The organism is Burkholderia sp. AU16482, assembly GCF_002223285.1.
Taxonomy (GTDB): domain Bacteria; phylum Pseudomonadota; class Gammaproteobacteria; order Burkholderiales; family Burkholderiaceae; genus Burkholderia; species Burkholderia semiarida.
On the sequence record NZ_NKEY01000002.1, the window covers coordinates 1 to 24,284 of the forward strand.

The following is a 24,284-nucleotide window of genomic DNA, read 5'->3' on the forward strand; positions in this document are numbered from 1 at the left end:
CCGGAGTGGACGAACCTCTGGTGTACCGGTTGTCACGCCAGTGGCATCGCCGGGTAGCTATGTTCGGAAGAGATAACCGCTGAAAGCATCTAAGCGGGAAACTCGCCTTAAGATGAGATATCCCTGGAGGCTTGACCTCCTTGAAGGGTCGTTCGAGACCAGGACGTTGATAGGTCGGGTGTGTAAGCGCAGTAATGCGTTCAGCTAACCGATACTAATTGCCCGTAAGGCTTGATCCTATAACAAGTCTGCCTTGTCGATGATCGTTAGTGCTTCAGCACTTACGAGCATCCCACGCAGAGCGTCGAGCAGCGAAGCTGATCGATGCGGCGCGCCGGTTGAAGTACCGGTGACCTGCGTAGCAAGACGAGACAAGTTGAATTCTCGTGTGTGATACACACAACCTAAATTACTGCTTCTTCCCAGATTGGTTCTGTTGGCGACGCCAGCAGAACAACCCCCTTTGCCTGATGACCATAGCGAGTCGGTCCCACCCCTTCCCATCCCGAACAGGACCGTGAAACGACTCTACGCCGATGATAGTGCGGATTCCCGTGTGAAAGTAGGTAATCGTCAGGCTCCCTAAGCCAGAAACCCCCGCCCGACAAGGCGGGGGTTTTTGCATTTCGGCCGGCGAAAACAACGTCTCCATGGCAATGGCAAGAGCGGACAGGATGTCGCCGCTCCCGGCTCCCTTGCCGCATGTTCCTCGCGACTGTACTGCTCCGCCACAAGAGCCGCGACATTATTATCAAACGCCATTTTCGATCCAGCTCGCCGCATCTCGCCCTAAAGAGCCCTATCGGGGCGCGGCGCACGCTTGGCTTGCGGCAAGAAGCGAATCGACCCACGGGCCCGCTGTGCCGTGCGCGTATTGCGTGTCTGACAGGATCAACAATCGGCGCGATTCTTTTCGACGGTCGCTCGTTGGACCGTCCCGTACCGAGTAAATTTCTTCGATGAGCGAATAGGCGCTGTCGCCTACGCGGCCACCCATCGCAGGGATGTGTTCCCGTGTCGGCGCGTGCCGTATTCGGATCGCCGATCAGAGAGCTCCGCAAGGGAAGGTCGGCGTACCATGCTTCGCTCTTGAATCGCCGCTTCAGCTCAAGTTGCCGGGCAGCGCGCGTCGGATGTCGATGCACCGGCGCCATATATCGGCTTTATAACGACTTCGTAAGCGCGAGGTGGGAGTGGCTACGCAGCCGATGATCAATTTGATGCGCGACGCGCTGCTCGAGTCGGACGTGATCTACGGCGACGAGACAACCTTCCAAGTGCTGAAGGAGCCAGGACACAGGCGAAGAGTTATCTGTGGGCGCAGGTCAACGGCGCTAGGCCACAGTACGGATGTTCTCGTACTCGCAGGGCCGCGGCGCCCAGCACGCGCAGAAGCTCTATGCCGGCGTGCAGCCTGGCACCGTGCTGATGATTGACGGGTACGAGCTCTATAACGGCATCGCCCACGATCATCAACTCGTGCATCTGGGTTACTGTTCGTTGACACGGTTGCCCAGTGCGCAAGCCAGCGCCAACCTGTACTCTCTCGTCGAAACGTACAACGCGAACGGCATCAATCCGTATCGATATCTCGTCTGGCTATTTGCCAGGCTGCCGTTGGCCGAGACTGTCGATGACTACGCCGAGCTACTGCCTTGGAAATTATTGCCCTGACCTAAACTGAGCGATCGTACCGCTTACGAGCTTACATCCCTGATGAATGACAGTCTGGTGAACAGGGTCGCGCTGGTCCCCTTCGAAGAAAGCGCAACTGAAACGCAGGAGCTCTTCGCGCAATATGAGGCTGCGCTGCGCGATCACATCGATTCCGCGTTCGGTTGGGATGATGAGTTTCAACGGCGTCGATTTATAGAGTCTTACACTCGCTCTGATATACGATTGGTCAGAGTTGGCGCCAATACAGCAGGTTACGCGGTCGTCAGGATGCTAGACGACGCTATTCACCTGTCGCTTCTGATACTGAAACCAAGCTTCCAGCGACAGGGGATTGGAAAAGACGTTCTGACATCGCTGATGTCAGAGGCCGCGCGGACCGGAAAGGCCATCACACTGTCTTGCCTCCGCTCAAATTCGGAGGCTGTTGCGTTCTACGAATCGATGAAATTTCAAGTCACGTCTACCGAGGAACACTTCGTAAACTATCGATTTCCAAAACCTACCAAGTAGTTTCATCCGACGAAGCTGACTCCGGGTCGTGCGCACCTGCTGCGTTATTAGATGACCGCTTACGGTGCAACCACAAAAAGTGTCGTTCCAGAGAGGCGGGTGCATGGAGGTCTTTACCTGGGGTAGGCGGGCGACTCGAGACGGCCTCATGCCTTGTGGTGAAGCCGGCGAACGCAGCAGTAGTCGAAACCGGCGACGGAGCCGACAGCAATCGTCAGAAGGGGTGCGTCGTCGTCGGCTGCAGAGCCTTTATTTCACTCCGGAGGCACCGCGCCCAACCTCCAGGAGCAACCACCAGCCGGCTCGCCAAACTCGCCCGGCACGAAATTTGCGGAAAATTTGCGTCTACCCGCTTGGCATTGTGCGAAAGAGGCCGTATGATGGCGGTCTTTCGTTTTTAGCGCAGATGCAGATCGGCGCTGAAGGCGGAGTCTGACGAAGATGTGGTGCCGGTCGGCAACATCTCGCGCTTGCCTTAGCCGGGCAAGGGCGGCGATCGGCGGGAAGCAGAGGTCGGGAAGAAAGTGAAAATAATCTTCCGGATATGCTTGACAGGAGTGCGATGCACCCCCATAATCGTCAGTTCTCTACGGAGGGGTGCCCGAGTGGCTAAAGGGGGCAGACTGTAAATCTGTTGGCTTACGCCTACGTTGGTTCGAATCCAACCTCCTCCACCAAGATATCAGCGCAGTGAGCGGCAAGGAATCGTTAGTGGCCCGTGCGGGTGTAGCTCAATGGTAGAGCAGAAGCCTTCCAAGCTTACGACGAGGGTTCGATTCCCTTCACCCGCTCCAGACCGCTAAGTTGAAGCGTAGCGCCCATGTGGCTCAGTGGTAGAGCACTCCCTTGGTAAGGGAGAGGTCGGCAGTTCGATCCTGCCCATGGGCACCAGCAGTAAAAAGTCAGTGTCTTGTTTGCGCGCGGCGCAACCTGTGAAATTCCTTTTGGGAGTTGAAAATGGCCAAGGAAAAGTTTGAGCGGACCAAGCCGCACGTGAACGTTGGTACGATTGGTCACGTTGACCACGGCAAGACGACGCTGACGGCAGCGATCACGACGGTTCTGACGAAGAAGTTCGGCGGCGAAGCGAAGGCGTACGACCAGATCGACGCGGCACCGGAAGAAAAGGCGCGCGGCATCACGATCAACACGGCACACGTCGAGTACGAAACGGCTAACCGCCACTACGCACACGTCGACTGCCCGGGCCACGCTGACTACGTGAAGAACATGATCACGGGCGCGGCGCAGATGGACGGCGCGATCCTGGTTTGCTCGGCAGCAGACGGCCCGATGCCGCAAACGCGTGAGCACATCCTGCTGGCGCGTCAGGTTGGCGTTCCGTACATCATCGTGTTCCTGAACAAGTGCGACATGGTTGACGACGCGGAACTGCTCGAGCTGGTCGAGATGGAAGTTCGCGAACTGCTGTCGAAGTACGACTTCCCGGGCGACGACACGCCGATCGTGAAGGGTTCGGCGAAGCTGGCGCTGGAAGGCGACACGGGTGAGCTGGGCGAAGTGGCGATCATGAACCTGGCAGACGCACTGGACACGTACATCCCGACGCCGGAGCGTGCGGTTGACGGCGCGTTCCTGATGCCGGTGGAAGACGTGTTCTCGATCTCGGGCCGCGGTACGGTGGTGACGGGTCGTGTCGAGCGCGGCATCATCAAGGTCGGCGAGGAAATCGAAATCGTCGGTATCAAGCCGACGGTGAAGACGACCTGCACGGGCGTGGAAATGTTCCGCAAGCTGCTGGACCAAGGTCAGGCAGGCGACAACGTGGGTATCCTGCTGCGCGGCACGAAGCGTGAAGACGTGGAGCGTGGCCAGGTTCTGGCGAAGCCGGGTTCGATCACGCCGCACACGCACTTCACGGCTGAAGTGTACGTGCTGAGCAAGGATGAAGGCGGCCGTCACACGCCGTTCTTCAACAACTACCGTCCGCAGTTCTACTTCCGTACGACGGACGTGACGGGCTCGATCGAGCTGCCGAAGGACAAGGAAATGGTGATGCCGGGCGACAACGTGTCGATCACGGTGAAGCTGATCGCTCCGATCGCGATGGAAGAAGGTCTGCGCTTCGCGATTCGCGAAGGCGGCCGTACCGTCGGCGCCGGCGTCGTCGCCAAGATCATCGAGTAAGCCAGTTATTCGTTGATCGACAGTTTTGGGGCTGGCAGCAGCCGGCCCCAACATGGTTTAGGGGTATAGCTCAACTGGCAGAGCGTCGGTCTCCAAAACCGAAGGTTGGGGGTTCGATTCCCTCTGCCCCTGCCAAAAATCGCCACGTGTCCCACGTGGCATTTGTTTTAAGGTGTTATGGCGAATCCATCCGTCGAAACTGTAAATACCTCCGGCGATAAGCTGATGCTGGCCCTGGGCGTATTGCTGGTGTTGGCCGGATTCGTGGGCTTCTTCTGGCTGGCCAATCAGCAGTGGTATGTCCGCGGTGCCGCGTTGGCGGTAGGTATCATCGCCGGCGTGGCCGTCGGGCTGATGTCCGCCCCTGGCAAGAGCCTCATCGCGTTTGCCAAGGATTCGTACAAGGAAGTCCGGAAGGTCGTATGGCCCACCCGCAAGGAAGCAACGCAAACCACACTCGTCGTGTTCGGTTTCGTGCTCGTGATGGCGATTTTCCTCTGGTTGAGCGACAAATCGATCGAATGGGTGATTTTCTCGGCGATTCTGGGTTGGAAATGATATGAGCGATACTCCGGCATCCCCGAGCGGAAAGCGTTGGTACGTCGTGCACGCCTACTCCGGTATGGAGAAGAGCGTGCAACGCGCGCTTCAAGAGCGCATCGAACGTGCTGGCATGCAGGACAAATTCGGTCAGATCCTGGTTCCGACCGAAGAAGTGGTCGAAGTCAAAGGCGGCCACAAGGCTGTGACCGAACGTCGTTTCTTCCCTGGCTACGTGCTGGTGGAAATGGAAATGACGGACGAAACGTGGCACCTCGTGAAGAACACCGCGAAGGTCACTGGTTTCGTCGGCGGTGCGCGTAACCGCCCGACCCCGATTTCCCCGAAGGAAGTCGAGAAGATCATGTCGCAGATGCAGGAAGGCGTCGAAAAGCCGCGCCCGAAGACCCTGTTCGAAGTCGGCGAGATGGTGCGTGTCAAGGAAGGCCCGTTCACGGACTTCAACGGCACCGTCGAAGAAGTCAACTACGAGAAATCGCGCGTGCGTGTGTCGGTCACCATCTTTGGCCGCTCGACCCCCGTCGAACTCGAGTTCGGTCAGGTCGAAAAAGTTTGATCCCGATTCGGTGGGCAGCCTCGGCTGCCCACCTTCGCGCTTACGGCCCGCGTCATGGCCGTTGAGGAGCGTCAGTAGCCAGCGGCGAAAGCGCGTTATCACTCACCGAACGCCTTCTCCGGCGTTCCAATGAGGTTTCAAATGGCAAAGAAGATTATCGGCTTTATCAAGCTGCAGATCCCTGCAGGTAAAGCCAACCCGTCGCCGCCGGTTGGTCCGGCACTGGGCCAGCGCGGCCTGAACATCATGGAGTTCTGCAAGGCGTTCAACGCGCAGACTCAAGGCATGGAGCCGGGTCTGCCGGTGCCGGTGGTCATCACGGCATTCGCTGACAAGAGCTTCACGTTCGTGATGAAGACGCCGCCGGCGACCGTCCTGATCAAGAAGGCGGCGAAGGTGGACAAGGGCTCGAGCAAGCCGCACACCGACAAGGTCGGTTCGATCACGCGCGCTCAAGCCGAAGAAATCGCGAAGACCAAGATGCCGGACCTTACGGCAGCTGATCTGGACGCAGCCGTTCGCACCATCGCTGGTAGCGCACGCTCGATGGGTATCACTGTGGAGGGCGTGTAAATGGCTAAGATCTCCAAGCGCCGTCAGGCATTTGCCGCCAAGGTCGACCGTCAGAAGCTGTACGCGATCGAAGACGCACTGAGCCTCGTGAAGGAATGCGCGAGCGCGAAGTTCGACGAGTCGATCGACGTCGCAGTCCAGCTCGGCATCGATGCGAAGAAGTCGGACCAGGTCGTTCGTGGTTCGGTCGTTCTCCCGGCAGGTACGGGCAAGTCGGTTCGCGTTGCCGTGTTCGCGCAAGGCGAAAAGGCCGAGCAAGCTCGTGCAGCCGGCGCGGAAATCGTCGGTATGGAAGACCTGGCCGAGCAGATCAAGGCTGGCCAGATGGACTTCGACATCGTGATCGCTTCGCCGGACACGATGCGTATCGTCGGTACGCTCGGCCAGATCCTCGGCCCGCGCGGCCTGATGCCGAACCCGAAGGTCGGTACGGTCACGCCGGACGTCGCAACCGCCGTCAAGAACGCGAAGGCTGGTCAGGTGCAATTCCGTGTCGACAAGGCCGGTATCATCCATGCGACCATCGGCCGTGCATCGTTCGAGCCGACCGCGCTGCGTTCGAACCTGTCCGCGCTGATCGAAGCGCTGCAGAAGGCAAAGCCGGCAACGAGCAAGGGCGTGTACCTGCGCAAGATCGCACTGTCGAGCACGATGGGCGTCGGCGTGCGCGTCGACCAGGCTACGCTGGCAGCACAGTAAGCAAGTATTCGGGCCGCTTCGCTCGCGAAGCGGTCCACATGGGCTTTGGGCGGTTGTTCGTGCAGCAGGGCGGGCAACCGGTTATCAAAGACCGTTGGTGGGGCGCAGCAGTCAGGTGATCCCTTAATTCAAGCCAACGCAGATGGCGAACCCGAAAAAGTTTTGCAGTGGTGAAGCCGCAGGCCGCGAAGCGATTCGCGGCATGAGGTGGAAATACTCCTAACGAGGTCGGACGCCGTTGTTGAACGAGGTACGTGAGGTTTCGCCATACCGGCAAGGCCGAACGTATCGTTTCTGGAGGCTAACCGTGCCGCTTAATAGAGAAGACAAGCAAGCCGTCGTCGCTGAGGTTTCCGCGCAAGTCGCGAAGGCCCAGACCGTTGTGCTGGCTGAGTATCGTGGAATTGCGGTTGGCGATCTGACCAAGCTGCGCGCGCAAGCGCGTGAGCAAAAGGTTTACCTGCGCGTGTTGAAGAACACGCTGGCGCGTCGCGCTGTCGAAGGTACGCCGTTTGCTCCGCTGGCAGAGCAGATGACTGGTCCGCTGATCTACGGCATCTCGGAAGATGCAATTGCCGCTGCTAAGGTCGTCAACGACTTCAGCAAGAGCAATGACAAGTTGGTCATCAAGGCTGGTTCGTTCGATGGCAAGGTGATGGACAAGGCTGGCGTGCAAGCGCTGGCAAGCATCCCGAGCCGCGAAGAACTGCTCTCGAAGCTGCTGTTCGTTATGCAAGCGCCTGTTTCGGGCTTCGCGCGTGCTCTGGCCGCGCTGGCCGAGAAGAAGCAAGCGGAAGCTGCGTAAGCGAACGTGCATCAGCGTCATTGATCGCTGGCTGTATCCGAATTCAATTTAGGAGTATTTCAAATGGCAATCGCAAAAGAAGACATCCTGGCAGCAGTCGAAGGGATGACCGTTCTGGAACTGAACGAACTGGTCAAGGCATTCGAAGAGAAGTTTGGCGTGTCGGCAGCTGCAGTGGCAGTCGCTGGCCCGGCAGGCGGCGGCGCTGCTGCTGCTGCAGAAGAGAAGACCGAATTCACGGTCGTCCTGGCTGAAGCCGGCGCCAACAAGGTTTCGGTCATCAAGGCCGTTCGCGAACTGACGGGCCTGGGCCTGAAGGAAGCGAAGGACCTGGTTGACGGTGCACCGAAGCCCATCAAGGAAGGCGTCGACAAGGCTGCTGCTGAAGAAGCCAAGAAGAAGCTGGAAGAAGCTGGCGCGAAGGTCGAAGTCAAGTAAGTTTCGGCGCGCTGTGCGAAGGCTGGCGGTATTTTCACCGCCGGCCTTTTTGTGCTTTGTGGGGACGTTATTCTGGCACTCATTCGGGAGCCCGAATAATCGGCCCCAGAAGCCAAAGAAAACCGCCTGATCGTTGTGATGCATCACTCACGATTGGCGGTTCTCTTTGTCTTCTGAAGCGACTGCAGAAGGCAAGTTTGGTCGGGTAGCGGGCAACACAGGCATCCGCTGCCGTCAGCCAGCGGTTGGTAGCGGCCAACCACCAAGCTTCTCGGCTCGTTCAAGCCGTCGAACGGCCATCGGGTCTCAGTCGGTGAACACTCGGGTTTGAAACGTCCAGGTATTCCGCCTCGATAGCACCCGCCGTGATTCGGAGATCGTATGCAATATTCCTTCACCGAGAAGAAGCGCATTCGCAAGAGTTTCGCGAAGCGCCCCATCGTTCACCAAGTTCCGTTCTTGCTGGCTACTCAGCTTGAATCATTCAGCACGTTTCTGCAAGCCGATGTGCCCGCGACGCAACGTAAGCCCGAGGGTTTGCAGGCCGCGTTCACGTCGGTATTTCCCATTGTTTCGCACAACGGTTTCGCGCGCCTCGAGTTCGTGAGCTATGCGCTGTCGTCGCCGGCATTCAACATCAAGGAATGCCAGCAGCGCGGCCTGACGTACTGCTCCGCGCTGCGCGCGAAGGTCCGCCTCGTCATCCTCGACAAGGAATCGCCGAACAAGCCGGTCGTCAAGGAAGTGAAGGAGCAGGAAGTGTACATGGGCGAAATTCCGCTCATGACGCCGACGGGCTCGTTCGTCATCAACGGCACCGAGCGTGTCATCGTCTCGCAGCTGCACCGTTCGCCGGGCGTGTTCTTCGAACACGACAAGGGCAAGACGCACAGCTCGGGCAAGCTGCTGTTCTCGGCACGGATCATTCCGTACCGCGGCTCGTGGCTCGACTTCGAATTCGATCCGAAGGACATCCTGTATTTCCGCGTCGACCGTCGCCGCAAGATGCCGGTCACGATCCTGCTGAAGGCCATCGGCCTGACGCCGGAACAGATCCTCGCGAACTTCTTCGTGTTCGACAACTTCACGCTGATGGACGAAGGCGCGCAACTCGAGTTCGTGCCCGAGCGCCTGCGTGGCGAAGTCGCGCGCTTCGACATCACGGATCGCGACGGCAAGGTCATCGTCCAGAAGGACAAGCGGATCAACGCGAAGCACATTCGCGACCTCGAAGCCGCGAAGACCAAGTTCATCTCGGTGCCGGAAGACTATCTGCTCGGCCGCGTGCTGGCGAAGAACGTCGTCGACGGCGACACCGGCGAAGTGATCGCGAGCGCGAACGACGAAGTCACGGAAAGCGTGCTCGAGAAGCTGCGCGAAGCGGGCATCAAGGACATCCAGACGCTTTACACGAACGATCTGGACCAGGGTCCGTACATCTCGTCGACGCTGCGTGTCGACGAAACGACCGACAAGACGGCCGCGCGCATCGCGATCTACCGCATGATGCGTCCGGGCGAGCCGCCGACCGAAGAAGCGGTCGAGGCGCTGTTCAACCGGCTGTTCTACAGCGAAGAAGCGTACGACCTGTCGAAGGTCGGCCGCATGAAGTTCAACCGCCGCGTGGGCCGCGACGAGATCGTCGGCCCGATGACGCTGCAGGACGACGACATCCTCGCGACGATCAAGATCCTCGTCGAGCTGCGTAACGGCAAGGGCGAAGTGGACGACATCGACCACCTCGGCAACCGTCGCGTGCGTTGCGTCGGCGAACTGGCGGAAAACCAGTTCCGCGCCGGTCTCGTGCGTGTCGAGCGCGCGGTCAAGGAACGCCTCGGCCAGGCCGAAAGCGAAAACCTGATGCCGCACGACCTGATCAACTCGAAGCCGATTTCGTCGGCGATCCGCGAGTTCTTCGGTTCGTCGCAGCTGTCGCAGTTCATGGACCAGACCAACCCGCTGTCGGAAATCACGCACAAGCGCCGTGTTTCCGCACTGGGCCCGGGCGGTCTGACGCGCGAGCGTGCAGGCTTCGAAGTCCGTGACGTGCACCCGACCCACTACGGCCGCGTGTGCCCGATCGAGACGCCGGAAGGTCCGAACATCGGCCTGATCAACTCGCTCGCACTGTATGCGCACCTGAACGAGTACGGCTTCCTCGAGACGCCGTACCGCAAGGTCGTGGACGGCAAGGTGACCGATCAGATCGACTACCTGTCGGCGATCGAGGAAGGTCGCTACATGATCGCCCAGGCGAACGCCGCGATCGACGAAGACGGCCGACTGATCGACGAACTCGTGTCGTCGCGCGAAGCCGGCGAAACGATGATGGTCACGCCGGACCGGATCCAGTACATGGACGTCGCGCCGTCGCAGATCGTGTCGGTGGCAGCGTCGCTGATCCCGTTCCTCGAGCACGACGACGCGAACCGCGCACTGATGGGTTCGAACATGCAGCGTCAGGCCGTGCCGTGTCTGCGTCCGGAAAAGCCGGTCGTCGGTACGGGCATCGAGCGCACCTGCGCGGTCGACTCGGGTACGACGGTTCAGGCGTTCCGCGGCGGTGTGGTCGACTACGTCGACGCAGGCCGTATCGTGATTCGCGTGAACGACGACGAAGCGGTCGCGGGTGAAGTCGGTGTCGACATCTACAACCTGATCAAGTACACGCGTTCGAACCAGAACACGAACATCAACCAGCGTCCGATCGTGAAGATGGGCGACAAGGTCTCGCGCGGCGACGTGCTGGCCGACGGCGCCTCGACGGACCTGGGCGAGCTCGCGCTCGGCCAGAACATGCTGATCGCGTTCATGCCGTGGAACGGCTACAACTTCGAGGATTCGATCCTGATCTCGGAGAAGGTCGTCGCGGACGATCGCTACACGTCGATCCACATCGAAGAGCTGAACGTCGTTGCACGCGACACGAAGCTCGGGCCGGAAGAAATCACGCGCGACATCTCGAACCTGGCGGAAGTCCAGCTCGGCCGTCTCGACGAATCGGGCATCGTGTACATCGGTGCGGAAGTCGAAGCAGGCGACGTGCTGGTCGGCAAGGTCACGCCGAAGGGCGAGACCCAGCTGACGCCGGAAGAGAAGCTGCTGCGCGCGATCTTCGGCGAGAAGGCTTCGGACGTGAAGGACACGTCGCTGCGCGTGCCGTCGGGCATGAGCGGGACGGTGATCGACGTCCAGGTGTTCACGCGTGAAGGCATCCAGCGCGATAAGCGTGCGCAACAGATCATCGACGACGAACTGAAGCGCTACCGTCTCGACCTGAACGACCAGCTGCGCATCGTGGAAGGCGACGCGTTCCAGCGTCTCGCGCGCATGCTCGTGGGCAAGGTCGCGAACGGCGGTCCGAAGAAGCTCGCGAAGGGCACGAAGATCGACCAGGCTTACCTGGAAGACCTCGACCATTACCACTGGTTCGACATCCGCCTCGCGGACGACGAAGCGGCGGCGCAGCTCGAAGCGATCAAGAACTCGATCGAAGAGAAGCGTCACCAGTTCGACCTCGCGTTCGAAGAGAAGCGCAAGAAGCTCACGCAAGGCGACGAACTGCCGCCGGGCGTGCTGAAGATGGTCAAGGTGTACCTCGCGGTGAAGCGCCGTCTGCAGCCTGGCGACAAGATGGCGGGCCGTCACGGTAACAAGGGTGTCGTGTCGAAGATCGTCCCGATCGAAGACATGCCGTACATGGCCGACGGCCGTCCGGCAGACGTCGTGCTGAACCCGCTCGGCGTGCCGTCGCGGATGAACGTGGGTCAGGTTCTGGAAGTGCACCTCGGCTGGGCCGCGAAGGGCCTCGGCTGGCGTATCGGCGAAATGCTGCAGCGTCAGGCGAAGATCGAGGAACTGCGCGCGTTCCTGACGAAGATCTACAACGAGTCGGGCCGCCAGGAAGATCTGGAAAGCTTCACCGACGACGAGATCCTCGAACTCGCGAAGAACCTGCGCGAAGGCGTGCCGTTCGCGACGCCGGTGTTCGACGGTGCAACCGAGGAAGAAATGGGCAAGATGCTCGACCTCGCGTTCCCGGACGACATCGCCGAACAGCTCGGCATGAACCCGTCGAAGAACCAGGTCCGCCTGTACGACGGCCGCACGGGTGAAATGTTCGAACGTCGCGTGACGCTCGGCTACATGCACTACCTGAAGCTGCACCACCTGGTCGACGACAAGATGCACGCGCGTTCGACCGGCCCGTACTCGCTCGTCACGCAGCAGCCGCTGGGCGGTAAGGCGCAGTTCGGTGGCCAGCGTTTCGGTGAAATGGAAGTGTGGGCACTCGAAGCGTACGGCGCGTCCTACGTGCTGCAGGAAATGCTGACGGTGAAGTCGGACGACGTGACCGGCCGGACGAAGGTGTACGAAAACCTCGTCAAGGGCGATCACGTGATCGATGCAGGCATGCCGGAATCCTTCAACGTGCTCGTGAAGGAAATCCGCTCGCTCGGTATCGATATCGATCTCGACCGCAATTAATCGGACTACGGAGAGAAAGCAATGAAAGCTCTGCTCGATCTATTCAAGCAAGTCCAACAGGAAGAAGTTTTCGACGCGATCAAGATCGGTCTGGCCTCGCCCGACAAGATCCGTTCGTGGTCGTTCGGCGAAGTGAAGAAGCCGGAGACCATCAACTACCGTACGTTCAAGCCGGAACGCGATGGTCTGTTCTGCGCGAAGATCTTCGGGCCGATCAAGGACTACGAGTGCCTGTGCGGCAAGTACAAGCGTCTGAAGCACCGCGGCGTGATCTGCGAGAAGTGCGGCGTCGAAGTGACGCTGGCGAAGGTGCGTCGCGAACGGATGGGCCACATCGAGCTGGCCTCGCCGGTCGCGCACATCTGGTTCCTGAAGTCGCTGCCGTCGCGTCTGGGCATGGTGCTCGACATGACGCTGCGCGACATCGAACGCGTGCTGTACTTCGAAGCCTATGTGGTCATCGAACCGGGCATGACGCCGCTGAAGGCGCGGCAGATCATGACCGAAGAGGATTACTACAACAAGGTCGAGGAATACGGCGACGAATTCCGTGCCGAAATGGGCGCGGAAGGCGTGCGTGAACTGCTGCGCGCGATCAACATCGACGAGCAGGTCGAGACGCTGCGCACCGAGCTGAAGAACACCGGCTCGGAAGCGAAGATCAAGAAGTACGCGAAGCGCCTGAAGGTCCTCGAGGCATTCCAGCGCTCGGGCATCAAGCCCGAGTGGATGATTCTCGAAGTGCTGCCGGTGCTGCCGCCGGAACTGCGTCCGCTCGTGCCGCTGGACGGCGGCCGTTTCGCGACGTCGGACCTGAACGACCTGTATCGCCGCGTGATCAACCGAAACAACCGGTTGAAGCGTCTGCTCGAGCTGAAGGCGCCTGAAATCATCGTCCGCAACGAAAAGCGGATGCTGCAGGAAGCCGTCGACTCGCTGCTCGACAACGGTCGTCGCGGCAAGGCGATGACGGGCGCGAACAAGCGTCCGCTGAAGTCGCTCGCCGACATGATCAAGGGCAAGGGCGGTCGTTTCCGTCAGAACTTGCTGGGCAAGCGCGTCGACTACTCGGGCCGTTCGGTCATCGTGGTCGGCCCGACGCTGAAGCTGCACCAGTGCGGTCTGCCGAAGCTGATGGCGCTCGAGCTGTTCAAGCCGTTCATCTTCAACAAGCTGGAAGTGATGGGCGTCGCCACGACCATCAAGGCTGCGAAGAAGGAAGTCGAGAACCAGACGCCGGTGGTGTGGGACATCCTCGAAGAGGTGATCCGCGAGCACCCGGTGATGCTGAACCGTGCGCCGACGCTGCACCGTCTCGGTATCCAGGCGTTCGAGCCGGTGCTGATCGAAGGCAAGGCGATCCAGCTGCACCCGCTCGTCTGCGCGGCGTTCAACGCCGACTTCGACGGCGACCAGATGGCCGTTCACGTGCCGCTGTCGCTCGAAGCGCAGATGGAAGCGCGCACGCTGATGCTCGCGTCGAACAACGTGCTGTTCCCGGCCAACGGCGATCCGTCGATCGTGCCGTCGCAGGATATCGTGCTGGGTCTGTACTACGCGACCCGCGAAGCGATCAACGGCAAGGGCGAAGGCCTGTCGTTTACCGGCGTGTCGGAAGTGATCCGCGCGTACGAGAACAAGGAAGTCGAGCTGGCCTCGCGCGTCAACGTCCGGATCACCGAAATGGTCCGCAACGAAGACACGTCGGAAGGCGCGCCGGAATTCGTGCCGAAGATCACGCTGTACGCGACGACCGTCGGTCGCGCGATCCTGTCGGAGATCCTGCCGCACGGCCTGCCGTTCTCGGTGCTGAACAAGCCGCTGAAGAAGAAGGAAATCTCGCGCCTGATCAACACGGCGTTCCGCAAGTGCGGTCTGCGTGCGACGGTCGTGTTCGCCGACCAGCTGATGCAGTCGGGTTTCCGTCTCGCGACGCGTGCCGGCATCTCGATCTGCGTGGACGACATGCTCGTGCCGCCGCAGAAGGAAACGATCGTCGGCGACGCCGCGAAGAAGGTGAAGGAGTACGACCGCCAGTACATGTCGGGTCTCGTCACCGCGCAGGAACGCTACAACAACGTGGTCGACATCTGGTCGGCAACGTCGGAAGCGGTCGGCAAGGCGATGATGGAGCAGCTGTCGACGGAGCCGGTGATCGATCGCGACGGCAACGAGACGCGCCAGGAGTCGTTCAACTCGATCTACATGATGGCCGACTCGGGCGCCCGGGGTTCGGCGGTTCAGATTCGTCAGCTGGCCGGCATGCGTGGCCTGATGGCGAAGCCGGACGGCTCGATTATCGAGACGCCGATTACCGCGAACTTCCGCGAAGGTCTGAACGTGTTGCAGTACTTCATCTCGACCCACGGTGCACGTAAGGGTCTGGCTGATACGGCACTGAAGACCGCGAACTCGGGTTACCTGACGCGTCGTCTCGTCGACGTCACGCAGGATCTGGTCGTGGTGGAAGACGATTGCGGCACGTCGAACGGCGTGGCGATGAAGGCGCTCGTCGAAGGCGGTGAAGTCGTCGAAGCGCTGCGTGACCGTATCCTCGGCCGCGTCGCGGTGGCGGACGTCGTGAACCCGGAAACGCAGGAAACGCTGTACGAATCGGGCACGCTGCTCGACGAAACGGCGGTCGAGGAAATCGAACGCCTCGGCATCGACGAAGTGCGCGTGCGCACGCCGCTGACCTGCGAAACGCGTTACGGTCTGTGCGCAGCCTGCTACGGCCGCGACCTTGGCCGCGGCTCGCTCGTGAACGTCGGCGAAGCGGTCGGCGTGATCGCCGCGCAGTCGATCGGCGAGCCGGGCACGCAGCTGACGATGCGTACGTTTCACATCGGTGGCGCGGCGTCGCGTGCGGCAGTGGCCTCGTCGGTCGAAGCGAAGAGCAACGGTATCGTCCGCTTCACGGCGACGATGCGCTACGTCACGAACGCGAAGGGCGAGCAGATCGTCATTTCCCGTTCGGGCGAGGCGATGATCACCGACGACTTCGGTCGCGAGCGCGAGCGTCACAAAGTGCCGTACGGCGCGACGCTGCTGCAGCTCGACGGCGCGATCATCAAGGCCGGCACGCAGCTCGCCACGTGGGATCCGCTGACGCGCCCGATCATCACCGAGTACGGTGGTACGGTGAAGTTCGAGAACGTCGAGGAAGGCGTGACCGTCGCGAAGCAGATCGACGACGTGACGGGCCTGTCGACGCTGGTCGTGATCGACGTGAAGCGCCGCGGTTCGCAGGCGTCGAAGAGCGTGCGTCCGCAGGTGAAGCTGCTCGACGCGAACGGCGAGGAAGTGAAGATTCCGGGCACGGAGCACGCAGTGCAGATCGGCTTCCAGGTCGGCGCACTGATCACCGTGAAGGATGGCCAGCAGGTGCAGGTCGGTGAAGTGCTCGCACGTATCCCGACGGAAGCGCAGAAGACGCGTGACATTACCGGCGGTCTGCCGCGGGTGGCGGAACTGTTCGAAGCGCGTTCGCCGAAGGATGCCGGCATTCTCGCGGAAGTCACCGGTACGACATCGTTCGGCAAGGACACGAAGGGCAAGCAGCGTCTCGTCATCACGGACCTCGAGGGCAACCAGCACGAGTTCCTGATCGCGAAGGAAAAGCAGGTTCTGGTTCACGACGCCCAGGTCGTCAACAAGGGCGAAATGATCGTGGACGGTCCGGCCGATCCGCACGACATCCTGCGTCTGCAGGGTATCGAGGCGCTGTCGCGCTACATCGTCGACGAAGTGCAGGACGTGTACCGTCTGCAGGGCGTGAAGATCAACGACAAGCACATCGAGGTGATCGTTCGCCAGATGCTGCGTCGTGTGCAGATCACCGACAACGGCGATACGCGCTTCATCCCGGGCGAACAGGTCGAGCGTTCCGACATGCTGGACGAGAACGATCGCATGATCGCCGAGGGCAAGCGCCCGGCTTCGTACGACAACGTGCTGCTCGGTATCACGAAGGCTTCGCTGTCGACCGACTCGTTCATCTCCGCGGCATCGTTCCAGGAAACGACCCGCGTGCTGACCGAAGCGGCGATCATGGGCAAGCGCGACGATCTGCGCGGCCTGAAGGAAAACGTGATCGTCGGCCGTCTGATTCCGGCCGGTACGGGTCTCGCGTTCCACAAGGCACGCAAGGCGAAGGAATCGTCGGATCGCGAGCGTTTCGACCAGATCGCAGCGGAAGAGGCATTCGACTTCGGCACGCCGAGCGCGCCGGCGGAAGAGCCGCAACACCCGGCAGCCGAGTAAGCGCGGGGCGGCGAAAGCCGCGTTGCCTTGCTATCATCGCTGTCACCGAAACCGCCCGGTTCTGCCGGGCGGTTTTTTTTCGTCCTTCGTTCACGCGCATGACGTGCCTGTGCCGCGCCGGCGCATGCCTCGCGGTCGCCTTCGGCATGGCGGCGACAGGCTCGTGATGCACGTGAAAGAACCCTGACCGAATGGCCAACATCCTGCGATTCGCCACGCGTCGCGCGAGCGGGTTGTTAAAATTGCGGTCATCGCTCAGCCGTCCCTGGTCTCATTCATGTCCCGCGCCCTCGAAATACTCGACGAAGTCTTTGGTTATTCCGCCTTTCGCGGCCAGCAGGGCGAGATCGTCGAGCACGTCGCCGGCGGCGGCGATTGCCTCGTGCTGATGCCCACGGGCGGCGGCAAGTCGCTGTGCTACCAGATCCCCGCGCTGCTGCGCCGCGAGGCCGGGCAGGGCGCCGGCATCGTCGTGTCGCCGCTGATCGCGCTGATGCAGGATCAGGTCGCCGCGTTGAGCGAAGTCGGCGTGCGCGCGGCCTACCTGAATTCGACACTGTCGGGCGCCGAGGCGGCAGCCACCGAGCGCGCGCTGCGCGAAGGTGAAATCGACCTGCTGTACGTCGCGCCGGAGCGGTTGATGACGGGGCGCTTCCTCGACCTGCTCGAGCGCGCGAAGATCGGGCTGTTCGCGATCGACGAAGCGCACTGCGTGTCGCAATGGGGGCACGATTTCCGTCCGGAATACATCCAGCTGTCGGTGCTGCACGAGCGCTTCCCGTCGGTGCCGCGCATCGCGCTGACCGCCACGGCCGACGCGATCACGCGCGACGAGATCATCCATCGGCTCGCGCTCGATGACGCACGCGTGTTCGTGTCGAGCTTCGACCGCCCGAACATCCGCTACCGGATCGTCGAAAAGGACAACGCGCGCTCGCAACTGCTCGACTTCATCCGCGCCGAACACACGAATGCCGACGGCACGACGGATGCGGGCGTCGTCTACTGCCTGTCGCGCCGCAAGGTCGAGGAAACGGCCGAATGGCTGAAGGCGCAGGGCGTGCGCGCGCTGCCGTATCACGCGGGGATGGAGTTCGAGGTGCGGCAGAAGCACCAGGAAATGTTCCAGCGCGAGGAGGGCATCGTGATGTGCGCGACGATCGCGTTCGGCATGGGTATCGACAAGCCCGACGTGCGCTTCGTTGCCCACCTCGATTTGCCGAAGAGCGTCGAAGGCTACTATCAGGAGACCGGCCGCGCGGGCCGCGACGGGATGCCCGCGAACGCGTGGATGGCGTATGGCCTCGGCGACGTCGTCCAGCAGCGCAAGATGATCGACGAGTCGGATGCGGACGACGCGCACAAGCGCGTGCAGACGTCGAAGCTCGACGCGCTGCTCGGATTGTGCGAGACGATCTCGTGTCGCCGCGTGCGGCTGCTGAACTACTTCGGCGAGGCGAGCCAGCCGTGCGGCAACTGCGACACGTGCCTGGAGCCGCCCGATTCATGGGACGCGACGCGCGAGGCGCAGATGGCGCTGTCGTGCGTGTTCCGCGCGCAGCGCGCGAGCGGCTTCAACTTCGGCGCGAGCCATCTGATCGAGATCCTGCGCGGCGGCCGCACCGAGAAGGTGCTGCAGCGCGGCCATGACCAGTTGAGCACGTTCGGTATCGGCGCGTCGCTGTCCGAGCCCGAGTGGCGCGCGATTTTCCGGCAACTGGTCGCGTACGGCTACCTGGCGGTCGACCATGGCGGCTTCGGCGCGCTGGTGCTCACCGAGGCCGCGAAGCCGGTGCTGAAGAACGAGGAAAAGGTCACGCTGCGCCGCTACGTGAAGCCGCAGCGCACGCGCCAGTCGTCGAGCCGCAGCGGCACGCGGGTCGACCCGACGGCCGGCATGGGCGCGCGTGAGCGCGCACGCTGGGACGCGCTGCGTGCGTGGCGCGCGGAAACCGCGAAGACGGACGGCGTGCCGGCCTACGTGATCTTCCACGACGCGACGCTCGCCGAAATCGCGCGCAACGCGCCGGAGACGATCGACGACCTGCGTCACATTCCCGGCATGGGCGTGCGCAAGCTCGAGCGCTTCGGCGACGAGATCATCGACGTCGTCGAATCGGCTTGACACTGGGTCCCGACCCCTTCCATAGACTGCGCGGTCGGCCGGCAAATCACGCAAGCCGTTGACTTCGTTGGTATTTCCGGAATATCATGTTGGGTTCCGGTATTCGGAGGCCGCGTCGCGTTCGAAAGTTCGCGCCCGATCCGCCGGTTCGGAAGTCAACTGTGCGTCGATTCTCGCTTTGCCCGAAATCGATGTGCAGATTTTGTTCAATTTCAGGAATAAACAATGCCAACCATCAACCAACTGGTTCGCAAAGGCCGTCAGTCGGAAACGACGAAGAGCAAGAGCCCGGCCCTGCAGGACTGCCCCCAGCGTCGCGGCGTGTGCACCCGTGTGTACACGACGACGCCGAAGAAGCCGAACTCGGCACTCCGTAAGGTCGCCAAGGTTCGTCTGACGAACGGCTTCGAAGTGATTTCGTACATCGGCGGTGAAGGCCACAACCTGCAGGAACACTCGGTTGTGCTGATCCGCGGCGGCCGTGTGAAGGACTTGCCGGGTGTGCGTTACCACATGGTTCGCGGCTCGCTGGATACCCAGGGCGTCAAGGACCGTAAGCAAGCGCGCTCGAAGTACGGCGCGAAGCGTGCAAAGGCTGCCAAGTAAGCAGTTTTTGATCAGGGATCGCCGCAGGGCGGTCGAGGCGGGAGTGCCGGATTGCCGGTGCTGTCGAGTAAGTGGTCACCCGGCCAAGCTGGTTAGTCGTGAAGATGTGATCGGGTTTGTTGGTGGCCGCGGAGCTGAATCCAGCTCCAACTGAACAAGTAAAGGAAGAATCATGCCGCGTCGTCGCGAAGTCCCCAAGCGGGAAGTGTTGCCGGATCCGAAGTTCGGCAACGTTGATGTTGCCAAGTTCATGAACATGCTGATGCTGTCCGGCAAGAAGTCGGTCGCAGAGCGCATCGTTTATGGCGCATTCGAACAAATCCAGACCAAGGGTGGCAAGGACCCGCTGGAAGTGTTCACGGTTGCGCTCAACAACGTGAAGCCGGTGGTCGAAGTGAAGAGCCGTCGCGTTGGTGGTGCCAACTATCAAGTTCCGGTCGAAGTGCGCCCGTCGCGTCGTATGGCATTGGCGATGCGCTGGCTGCGTGAGGCTGCGAAGAAGCGCAGCGAGAAGTCGATGGCCCTGCGCCTGGCAGGTGAACTCTCCGAAGCGGCCGAAGGCCGTGGCGGCGCGATGAAGAAGCGCGACGAAGTTCACCGCATGGCAGAAGCCAACCGCGCGTTCTCGCATTTCCGTTTCTAAGCGCCTGGCTGGGCTGTTTGCGGAAATAAATTCCGGGCGGGTGCGCTTTTCAGGCGCCTCGCCCGTTTGTGTTGAGGCGTGATGCGGCAAGGCTGCATCACGTCATCCCAGTAGAGGATCAAAGTGGCTCGCAAGACTCCTATCGAGCGCTACCGCAATATCGGTATTAGCGCTCACATCGACGCCGGCAAGACGACGACGACCGAGCGCATTCTGTTTTACACCGGTGTGAACCACAAGATCGGTGAAGTCCACGACGGCGCAGCCACGATGGACTGGATGGAGCAGGAACAGGAACGTGGCATCACGATCACGTCCGCCGCTACCACGGCCTTCTGGAAGGGCATGGGCGGCAACTATCCGGAACACCGCATCAACATCATCGACACCCCGGGCCACGTCGACTTCACGATCGAAGTGGAGCGTTCGATGCGCGTGCTCGACGGCGCGTGCATGGTGTACTGCGCAGTGGGCGGCGTGCAGCCGCAGTCGGAAACGGTGTGGCGTCAGGCGAACAAGTACAAGGTGCCGCGTCTCGCGTTCGTCAACAAGATGGACCGTACCGGCGCGAACTTCTTCAAGGTCTACGACCAGCTCCGTCTGCGCCTGAAGGCGAACCCGGTTCCGGTCGTGGTGCCGATCGGCTCGGAAGAAAACTTCAAGGGCGTGGTCGACCTGATCAAGATGAAGGCGATCATTTGGGACGAGGCGTCGCAAGGCACGAAGTTCGACTACGTCGACATCCCGGCCGAACTCGCCGAGACCTGCAAGGAATGGCGCGAAAAGATGGTCGAAGTGGCTGCCGAAGCCAGCGAAGACCTGATGAACAAGTACCTGGAAGAAGGCGATCTGCCGGAAGCCGACATCGTCAAGGCGCTGCGTGATCGTACGATCGCATGCGAAATCCAGCCGATGCTGTGCGGTACCGCGTTCAAGAACAAGGGCGTGCAGCGTATGCTCGACGCCGTGATCGACTTCCTGCCGTCGCCGGTCGACATCCCGCCGGTCAAGGGCGAGCTCGAGAACGGTGAAGAAGCAGAGCGCAAGGCGTCGGACGACGAGAAGTTCTCGTCGCTCGCGTTCAAGATCATGACCGACCCGTTCGTCGGCCAGCTGATCTTCTTCCGTGTGTACTCGGGCGTCGTCAACTCGGGCGACACGCTGCTGAACTCGACCAAGGGCAAGAAGGAACGCCTCGGCCGTATTCTGCAGATGCACGCGAACCAGCGTGAAGAAATCAAGGAAGTCCGCGCAGGCGACATCGCCGCGGCGGTCGGCCTGAAGGAAGCCACCACGGGCGACACGCTGTGCGACCCGGCGAACCCGATCGTTCTCGAACGCATGGTGTTCCCGGAGCCGGTGATTTCGCAGGCGGTCGAGCCGAAGACCAAGGCCGACCAGGAAAAGATGGGCCTCGCACTGAACCGTCTGGCTCAGGAAGACCCGTCGTTCCGCGTGCAGACCGACGAAGAGTCGGGCCAGACCATCATTTCGGGCATGGGCGAGCTCCACCTCGAAATTCTGGTCGACCGGATGAAGCGTGAATTCGGCGTGGAAGCGACCGTCGGCAAGCCGCAGGTTGCGTACCGCGAAACGATCCGTTCGACGGCGAAGGATGTCGACGGCAAGTTCGTCAAGCAGTCGGGTGGTCGCGGCCAGTACGGTCACGCGGTCATCACGCTCGAGCCGAACGAACAAGGCAAGGGCTACGAGTTCTTCGACGAGATCAAGGGTGGTGTGATTCCGCGTGAATACATCCCGGCGGTCGACAAGGGTATCCAGGACACGCTGAAGTCGGGCGTGCTGGCCGGCTTCCCGGTCGTCGACGTGAAGGTTCACCTGACGTTCGGTTCGTACCACGACGTTGACTCGAACGAAAACGCGTTCCGCATGGCCGGTTCGATGGCGTTCAAGGAAGCGATGCGCAAGGCGAACCCGGTCGTCCTCGAGCCGATGATGGCTGTCGAAGTCGAGACGCCGGAAGACTACATGGGCAACGTGATGGGCGACCTGTCGGGCCGTCGCGGTATCGTCCAGGGCATGGAAGACATGGTTGGCGGCGGCAAGATCGTGCGCGCCGAAGTGCCGCTGTCGGAAATGTTCGGCTATTCGACTTCGCTGCGCTCGCTGACGCAAGGTCGTGCAACGTACACGATGGAGTTCAAGCACTACGCTGAAGCTCCGCGCAACGTTGCCGAAGCGATCATCAGCGCGAAGTCGAAGTAAATCTGTAGCTCTCAATCGATTATTTTTTGAAAGAAGAGAATCATGGCAAAAGAAAAGTTTGAGCGGACCAAGCCGCACGTGAACGTTGGTACGATTGGTCACGTTGACCACGGCAAGACGACGCTGACGGCAGCGATCACGACGGTTCTGACGAAGAAGTTCGGCGGCGAAGCGAAGGCGTACGACCAGATCGACGCGGCACCGGAAGAAAAGGCGCGCGGCATCACGATCAACACGGCACACGTCGAGTACGAAACGGCTAACCGCCACTACGCACACGTCGACTGCCCGGGCCACGCTGACTACGTGAAGAACATGATCACGGGCGCGGCGCAGATGGACGGCGCGATCCTGGTTTGCTCGGCAGCAGACGGCCCGATGCCGCAAACGCGTGAGCACATCCTGCTGGCGCGTCAGGTTGGCGTTCCGTACATCATCGTGTTCCTGAACAAGTGCGACATGGTTGACGACGCGGAACTGCTCGAGCTGGTCGAGATGGAAGTTCGCGAACTGCTGTCGAAGTACGACTTCCCGGGCGACGACACGCCGATCGTGAAGGGTTCGGCGAAGCTGGCGCTGGAAGGCGACACGGGTGAGCTGGGCGAAGTGGCGATCATGAACCTGGCAGACGCACTGGACACGTACATCCCGACGCCGGAGCGTGCGGTTGACGGCGCGTTCCTGATGCCGGTGGAAGACGTGTTCTCGATCTCGGGCCGCGGTACGGTGGTGACGGGTCGTGTCGAGCGCGGCATCATCAAGGTCGGCGAGGAAATCGAAATCGTCGGTATCAAGCCGACGGTGAAGACGACCTGCACGGGCGTGGAAATGTTCCGCAAGCTGCTGGACCAAGGTCAGGCAGGCGACAACGTGGGTATCCTGCTGCGCGGCACGAAGCGTGAAGACGTGGAGCGTGGCCAGGTTCTGGCGAAGCCGGGTTCGATCACGCCGCACACGCACTTCACGGCTGAAGTGTACGTGCTGAGCAAGGATGAAGGCGGCCGTCACACGCCGTTCTTCAACAACTACCGTCCGCAGTTCTACTTCCGTACGACGGACGTGACGGGCTCGATCGAGCTGCCGAAGGACAAGGAAATGGTGATGCCGGGCGACAACGTGTCGATCACGGTGAAGCTGATCGCTCCGATCGCGATGGAAGAAGGTCTGCGCTTCGCGATTCGCGAAGGCGGCCGTACCGTCGGCGCCGGCGTCGTCGCCAAGATCATCGAGTAATATCGACGATCCGCGGATCCCTCCGGGGTCCGCGATTCCGCGGTAAGCAACTGCGTACCGCCGAAACCGGGTGTCCAGTTCGATCTGGCACCCGGTTTTTCTTTGTGGCGTACGAAGCGCAGCATCGACAAACGCGCACCACCACCGCGAATTTTCGTGTAGAATCGCGGGCTTAGCAGTGGAAGTACCGTCCGGAACCTGATGCTTCGCTCCCCGCTGGCGTCATGTTTCACGTTCTTTTAGTGTCCGGCGATGCAACATCGCCTCGCTCTTTTCAAGGAATTGTCATGCAGCAACAGAAAATCCGCATTCGCCTGAAGGCTTTCGACTATCGTCTGATCGATCAATCGGCCGCCGAAATCGTCGATACCGCGAAGCGGACTGGCGCAATCGTCCGTGGCCCGGTGCCGCTGCCGACGCGCATTCAGCGTTTTGACATCCTGCGTTCGCCGCACGTCAACAAGACGTCGCGCGATCAGCTCGAAATCCGTACCCACCAGCGCCTGATGGACATCGTCGATCCGACGGACAAGACCGTCGACGCGCTGATGAAGCTCGATCTGCCGGCTGGCGTCGACGTGGAAATCAAGCTGCAGTAAGGCTTCCAGCGCCGCCCGGCGTGTCGGGTGGCGCTAAGTCTTTGTATTGCTTGCGGAAATCGCAGAGTCGGGCTATACTGCTTGGCTTTTCGCGTATTCGCGTAAAAAAGCTGGGCCTTGCGTGCCCGGCATTT

Annotated in this window: 16 protein-coding genes, 4 tRNA genes, 2 rRNA genes and 1 pseudogene; all 23 read left to right on the forward strand. The window is 61.1% G+C overall.

All coding sequences use genetic code 11. From position 1 onward, the window contains the following. Window positions 1-239 (forward strand): 23S ribosomal RNA (locus CFB35_RS01250); the annotation flags it as partial. 227 nt (window positions 240-466) lie between these two features. Next, a 5S ribosomal RNA gene (rrf, locus tag CFB35_RS01255) occupies window positions 467-579 on the forward strand. A 608-nt stretch (window positions 580-1,187) separates the two neighbouring features. Next, window positions 1,188-1,674, forward strand: a pseudogene (locus CFB35_RS01260) (transposase); the annotation flags it as partial. A 42-nt stretch (window positions 1,675-1,716) separates the two neighbouring features. Further along, window positions 1,717-2,187, forward strand: coding sequence for an N-acetyltransferase (locus CFB35_RS01265; RefSeq protein ID WP_081066464.1), 471 nt, complete (start codon window positions 1,717-1,719; stop codon window positions 2,185-2,187). 591 nt (window positions 2,188-2,778) lie between these two features. Continuing rightward, window positions 2,779-2,864, forward strand: a tRNA-Tyr gene (locus CFB35_RS01270). A 43-nt stretch (window positions 2,865-2,907) separates the two neighbouring features. Continuing rightward, window positions 2,908-2,981, forward strand: a tRNA-Gly gene (locus tag CFB35_RS01275). 22 nt (window positions 2,982-3,003) lie between these two features. Next, window positions 3,004-3,078 (forward strand) — tRNA-Thr (locus CFB35_RS01280). Window positions 3,079-3,144: 66 nt separating this feature from the next. Beyond that, entirely contained in the window at window positions 3,145-4,335 is a 1,191-nt protein-coding gene (tuf, locus tag CFB35_RS01285) for an elongation factor Tu (RefSeq protein ID WP_034209732.1), read from the forward strand. A gap of 59 nt (window positions 4,336-4,394) precedes the next feature. Then, a tRNA-Trp gene (locus CFB35_RS01290) sits at window positions 4,395-4,470 on the forward strand. A 42-nt stretch (window positions 4,471-4,512) separates the two neighbouring features. Then, a complete protein-coding gene (secE, locus tag CFB35_RS01295; protein ID WP_006482892.1) occupies window positions 4,513-4,893 on the forward strand; it encodes a preprotein translocase subunit SecE in 381 nt (126 codons plus the stop codon). A gap of 1 nt (window position 4,894) precedes the next feature. Next, window positions 4,895-5,452 (forward strand): transcription termination/antitermination protein NusG, encoded by a 558-nt coding sequence (nusG, locus tag CFB35_RS01300; protein ID WP_006400672.1) that lies wholly within the window; start codon window positions 4,895-4,897, stop codon window positions 5,450-5,452. A gap of 141 nt (window positions 5,453-5,593) precedes the next feature. Beyond that, window positions 5,594-6,025 (forward strand): 50S ribosomal protein L11, encoded by a 432-nt coding sequence (rplK, locus tag CFB35_RS01305; RefSeq protein WP_006477201.1) that lies wholly within the window; start codon window positions 5,594-5,596, stop codon window positions 6,023-6,025. Continuing rightward, the gene (rplA, locus tag CFB35_RS01310) at window positions 6,026-6,724 is read left to right on the forward strand and encodes a 50S ribosomal protein L1 (RefSeq protein ID WP_006482906.1); all 699 of its coding nucleotides are present in this window, start codon (window positions 6,026-6,028) and stop codon (window positions 6,722-6,724) included. It begins immediately after the preceding gene. A 307-nt stretch (window positions 6,725-7,031) separates the two neighbouring features. Next, window positions 7,032-7,529, forward strand: coding sequence for a 50S ribosomal protein L10 (rplJ, locus tag CFB35_RS01315; RefSeq protein WP_006482916.1), 498 nt, complete (start codon window positions 7,032-7,034; stop codon window positions 7,527-7,529). A 63-nt stretch (window positions 7,530-7,592) separates the two neighbouring features. Beyond that, entirely contained in the window at window positions 7,593-7,967 is a 375-nt protein-coding gene (gene rplL, locus CFB35_RS01320; protein ID WP_006482911.1) for a 50S ribosomal protein L7/L12, read from the forward strand. Between the two features lie 381 nt (window positions 7,968-8,348). Then, complete coding sequence (rpoB, locus tag CFB35_RS01325) at window positions 8,349-12,455, forward strand: DNA-directed RNA polymerase subunit beta (protein WP_034209726.1); 4,107 nt, start codon at window positions 8,349-8,351, stop codon at window positions 12,453-12,455. A gap of 21 nt (window positions 12,456-12,476) precedes the next feature. Beyond that, window positions 12,477-16,718 (forward strand): DNA-directed RNA polymerase subunit beta', encoded by a 4,242-nt coding sequence (rpoC, locus tag CFB35_RS01330; protein WP_060009381.1) that lies wholly within the window; start codon window positions 12,477-12,479, stop codon window positions 16,716-16,718. A 277-nt stretch (window positions 16,719-16,995) separates the two neighbouring features. Further along, window positions 16,996-18,843: a DNA helicase RecQ gene (gene recQ / locus CFB35_RS01335; protein ID WP_060315563.1), complete on the forward strand. Its 1,848-nt coding sequence runs from the start codon at window positions 16,996-16,998 to the stop codon at window positions 18,841-18,843. Window positions 18,844-19,068: 225 nt separating this feature from the next. Then, a complete protein-coding gene (gene rpsL / locus CFB35_RS01345; RefSeq protein WP_006400662.1) occupies window positions 19,069-19,449 on the forward strand; it encodes a 30S ribosomal protein S12 in 381 nt (126 codons plus the stop codon). Window positions 19,450-19,621: 172 nt separating this feature from the next. Beyond that, window positions 19,622-20,092 carry a 30S ribosomal protein S7 gene (rpsG, locus tag CFB35_RS01350; protein WP_006477195.1) on the forward strand — a complete coding sequence of 157 codons (471 nt, stop codon included), beginning with the start codon at window positions 19,622-19,624 and terminating at the stop codon, window positions 20,090-20,092. A 123-nt stretch (window positions 20,093-20,215) separates the two neighbouring features. Further along, complete coding sequence (gene fusA / locus CFB35_RS01355) at window positions 20,216-22,318, forward strand: elongation factor G (RefSeq protein ID WP_059535572.1); 2,103 nt, start codon at window positions 20,216-20,218, stop codon at window positions 22,316-22,318. A 42-nt stretch (window positions 22,319-22,360) separates the two neighbouring features. Further along, window positions 22,361-23,551, forward strand: a complete 1,191-nt coding sequence (gene tuf, locus CFB35_RS01360) for an elongation factor Tu (protein ID WP_034209732.1) — start codon at window positions 22,361-22,363, stop codon at window positions 23,549-23,551. Window positions 23,552-23,838: 287 nt separating this feature from the next. Continuing rightward, a complete protein-coding gene (gene rpsJ / locus CFB35_RS01365) occupies window positions 23,839-24,150 on the forward strand; it encodes a 30S ribosomal protein S10 (RefSeq protein ID WP_004199280.1) in 312 nt (103 codons plus the stop codon). The last annotated feature ends 134 nt before the right edge of the window (window positions 24,151-24,284 follow it).

What these genes read in the sequence shown, in the direction of transcription:
- CFB35_RS01265 (WP_081066464.1), top strand. Translation starts at nt 1,717, where the DNA reads ATGAATGACAGTCTGGTGAACAGGGTCGCGCTGGTCCCCTTCGAAGAA.
- tuf (WP_034209732.1), top strand. Translation starts at nt 3,145, where the DNA reads ATGGCCAAGGAAAAGTTTGAGCGGACCAAGCCGCACGTGAACGTTGGT.
- secE (WP_006482892.1), top strand. Translation starts at nt 4,513, where the DNA reads ATGGCGAATCCATCCGTCGAAACTGTAAATACCTCCGGCGATAAGCTG.
- nusG (WP_006400672.1), top strand. Translation starts at nt 4,895, where the DNA reads ATGAGCGATACTCCGGCATCCCCGAGCGGAAAGCGTTGGTACGTCGTG.
- rplK (WP_006477201.1), top strand. Translation starts at nt 5,594, where the DNA reads ATGGCAAAGAAGATTATCGGCTTTATCAAGCTGCAGATCCCTGCAGGT.
- rplA (WP_006482906.1), top strand. Translation starts at nt 6,026, where the DNA reads ATGGCTAAGATCTCCAAGCGCCGTCAGGCATTTGCCGCCAAGGTCGAC.
- rplL (WP_006482911.1), top strand. Translation starts at nt 7,593, where the DNA reads ATGGCAATCGCAAAAGAAGACATCCTGGCAGCAGTCGAAGGGATGACC.
- rpoB (WP_034209726.1), top strand. Translation starts at nt 8,349, where the DNA reads ATGCAATATTCCTTCACCGAGAAGAAGCGCATTCGCAAGAGTTTCGCG.
- rpoC (WP_060009381.1), top strand. Translation starts at nt 12,477, where the DNA reads ATGAAAGCTCTGCTCGATCTATTCAAGCAAGTCCAACAGGAAGAAGTT.
- recQ (WP_060315563.1), top strand. Translation starts at nt 16,996, where the DNA reads ATGTCCCGCGCCCTCGAAATACTCGACGAAGTCTTTGGTTATTCCGCC.
- rpsL (WP_006400662.1), top strand. Translation starts at nt 19,069, where the DNA reads ATGCCAACCATCAACCAACTGGTTCGCAAAGGCCGTCAGTCGGAAACG.
- rpsG (WP_006477195.1), top strand. Translation starts at nt 19,622, where the DNA reads ATGCCGCGTCGTCGCGAAGTCCCCAAGCGGGAAGTGTTGCCGGATCCG.
- tuf (WP_034209732.1), top strand. Translation starts at nt 22,361, where the DNA reads ATGGCAAAAGAAAAGTTTGAGCGGACCAAGCCGCACGTGAACGTTGGT.
- rpsJ (WP_004199280.1), top strand. Translation starts at nt 23,839, where the DNA reads ATGCAGCAACAGAAAATCCGCATTCGCCTGAAGGCTTTCGACTATCGT.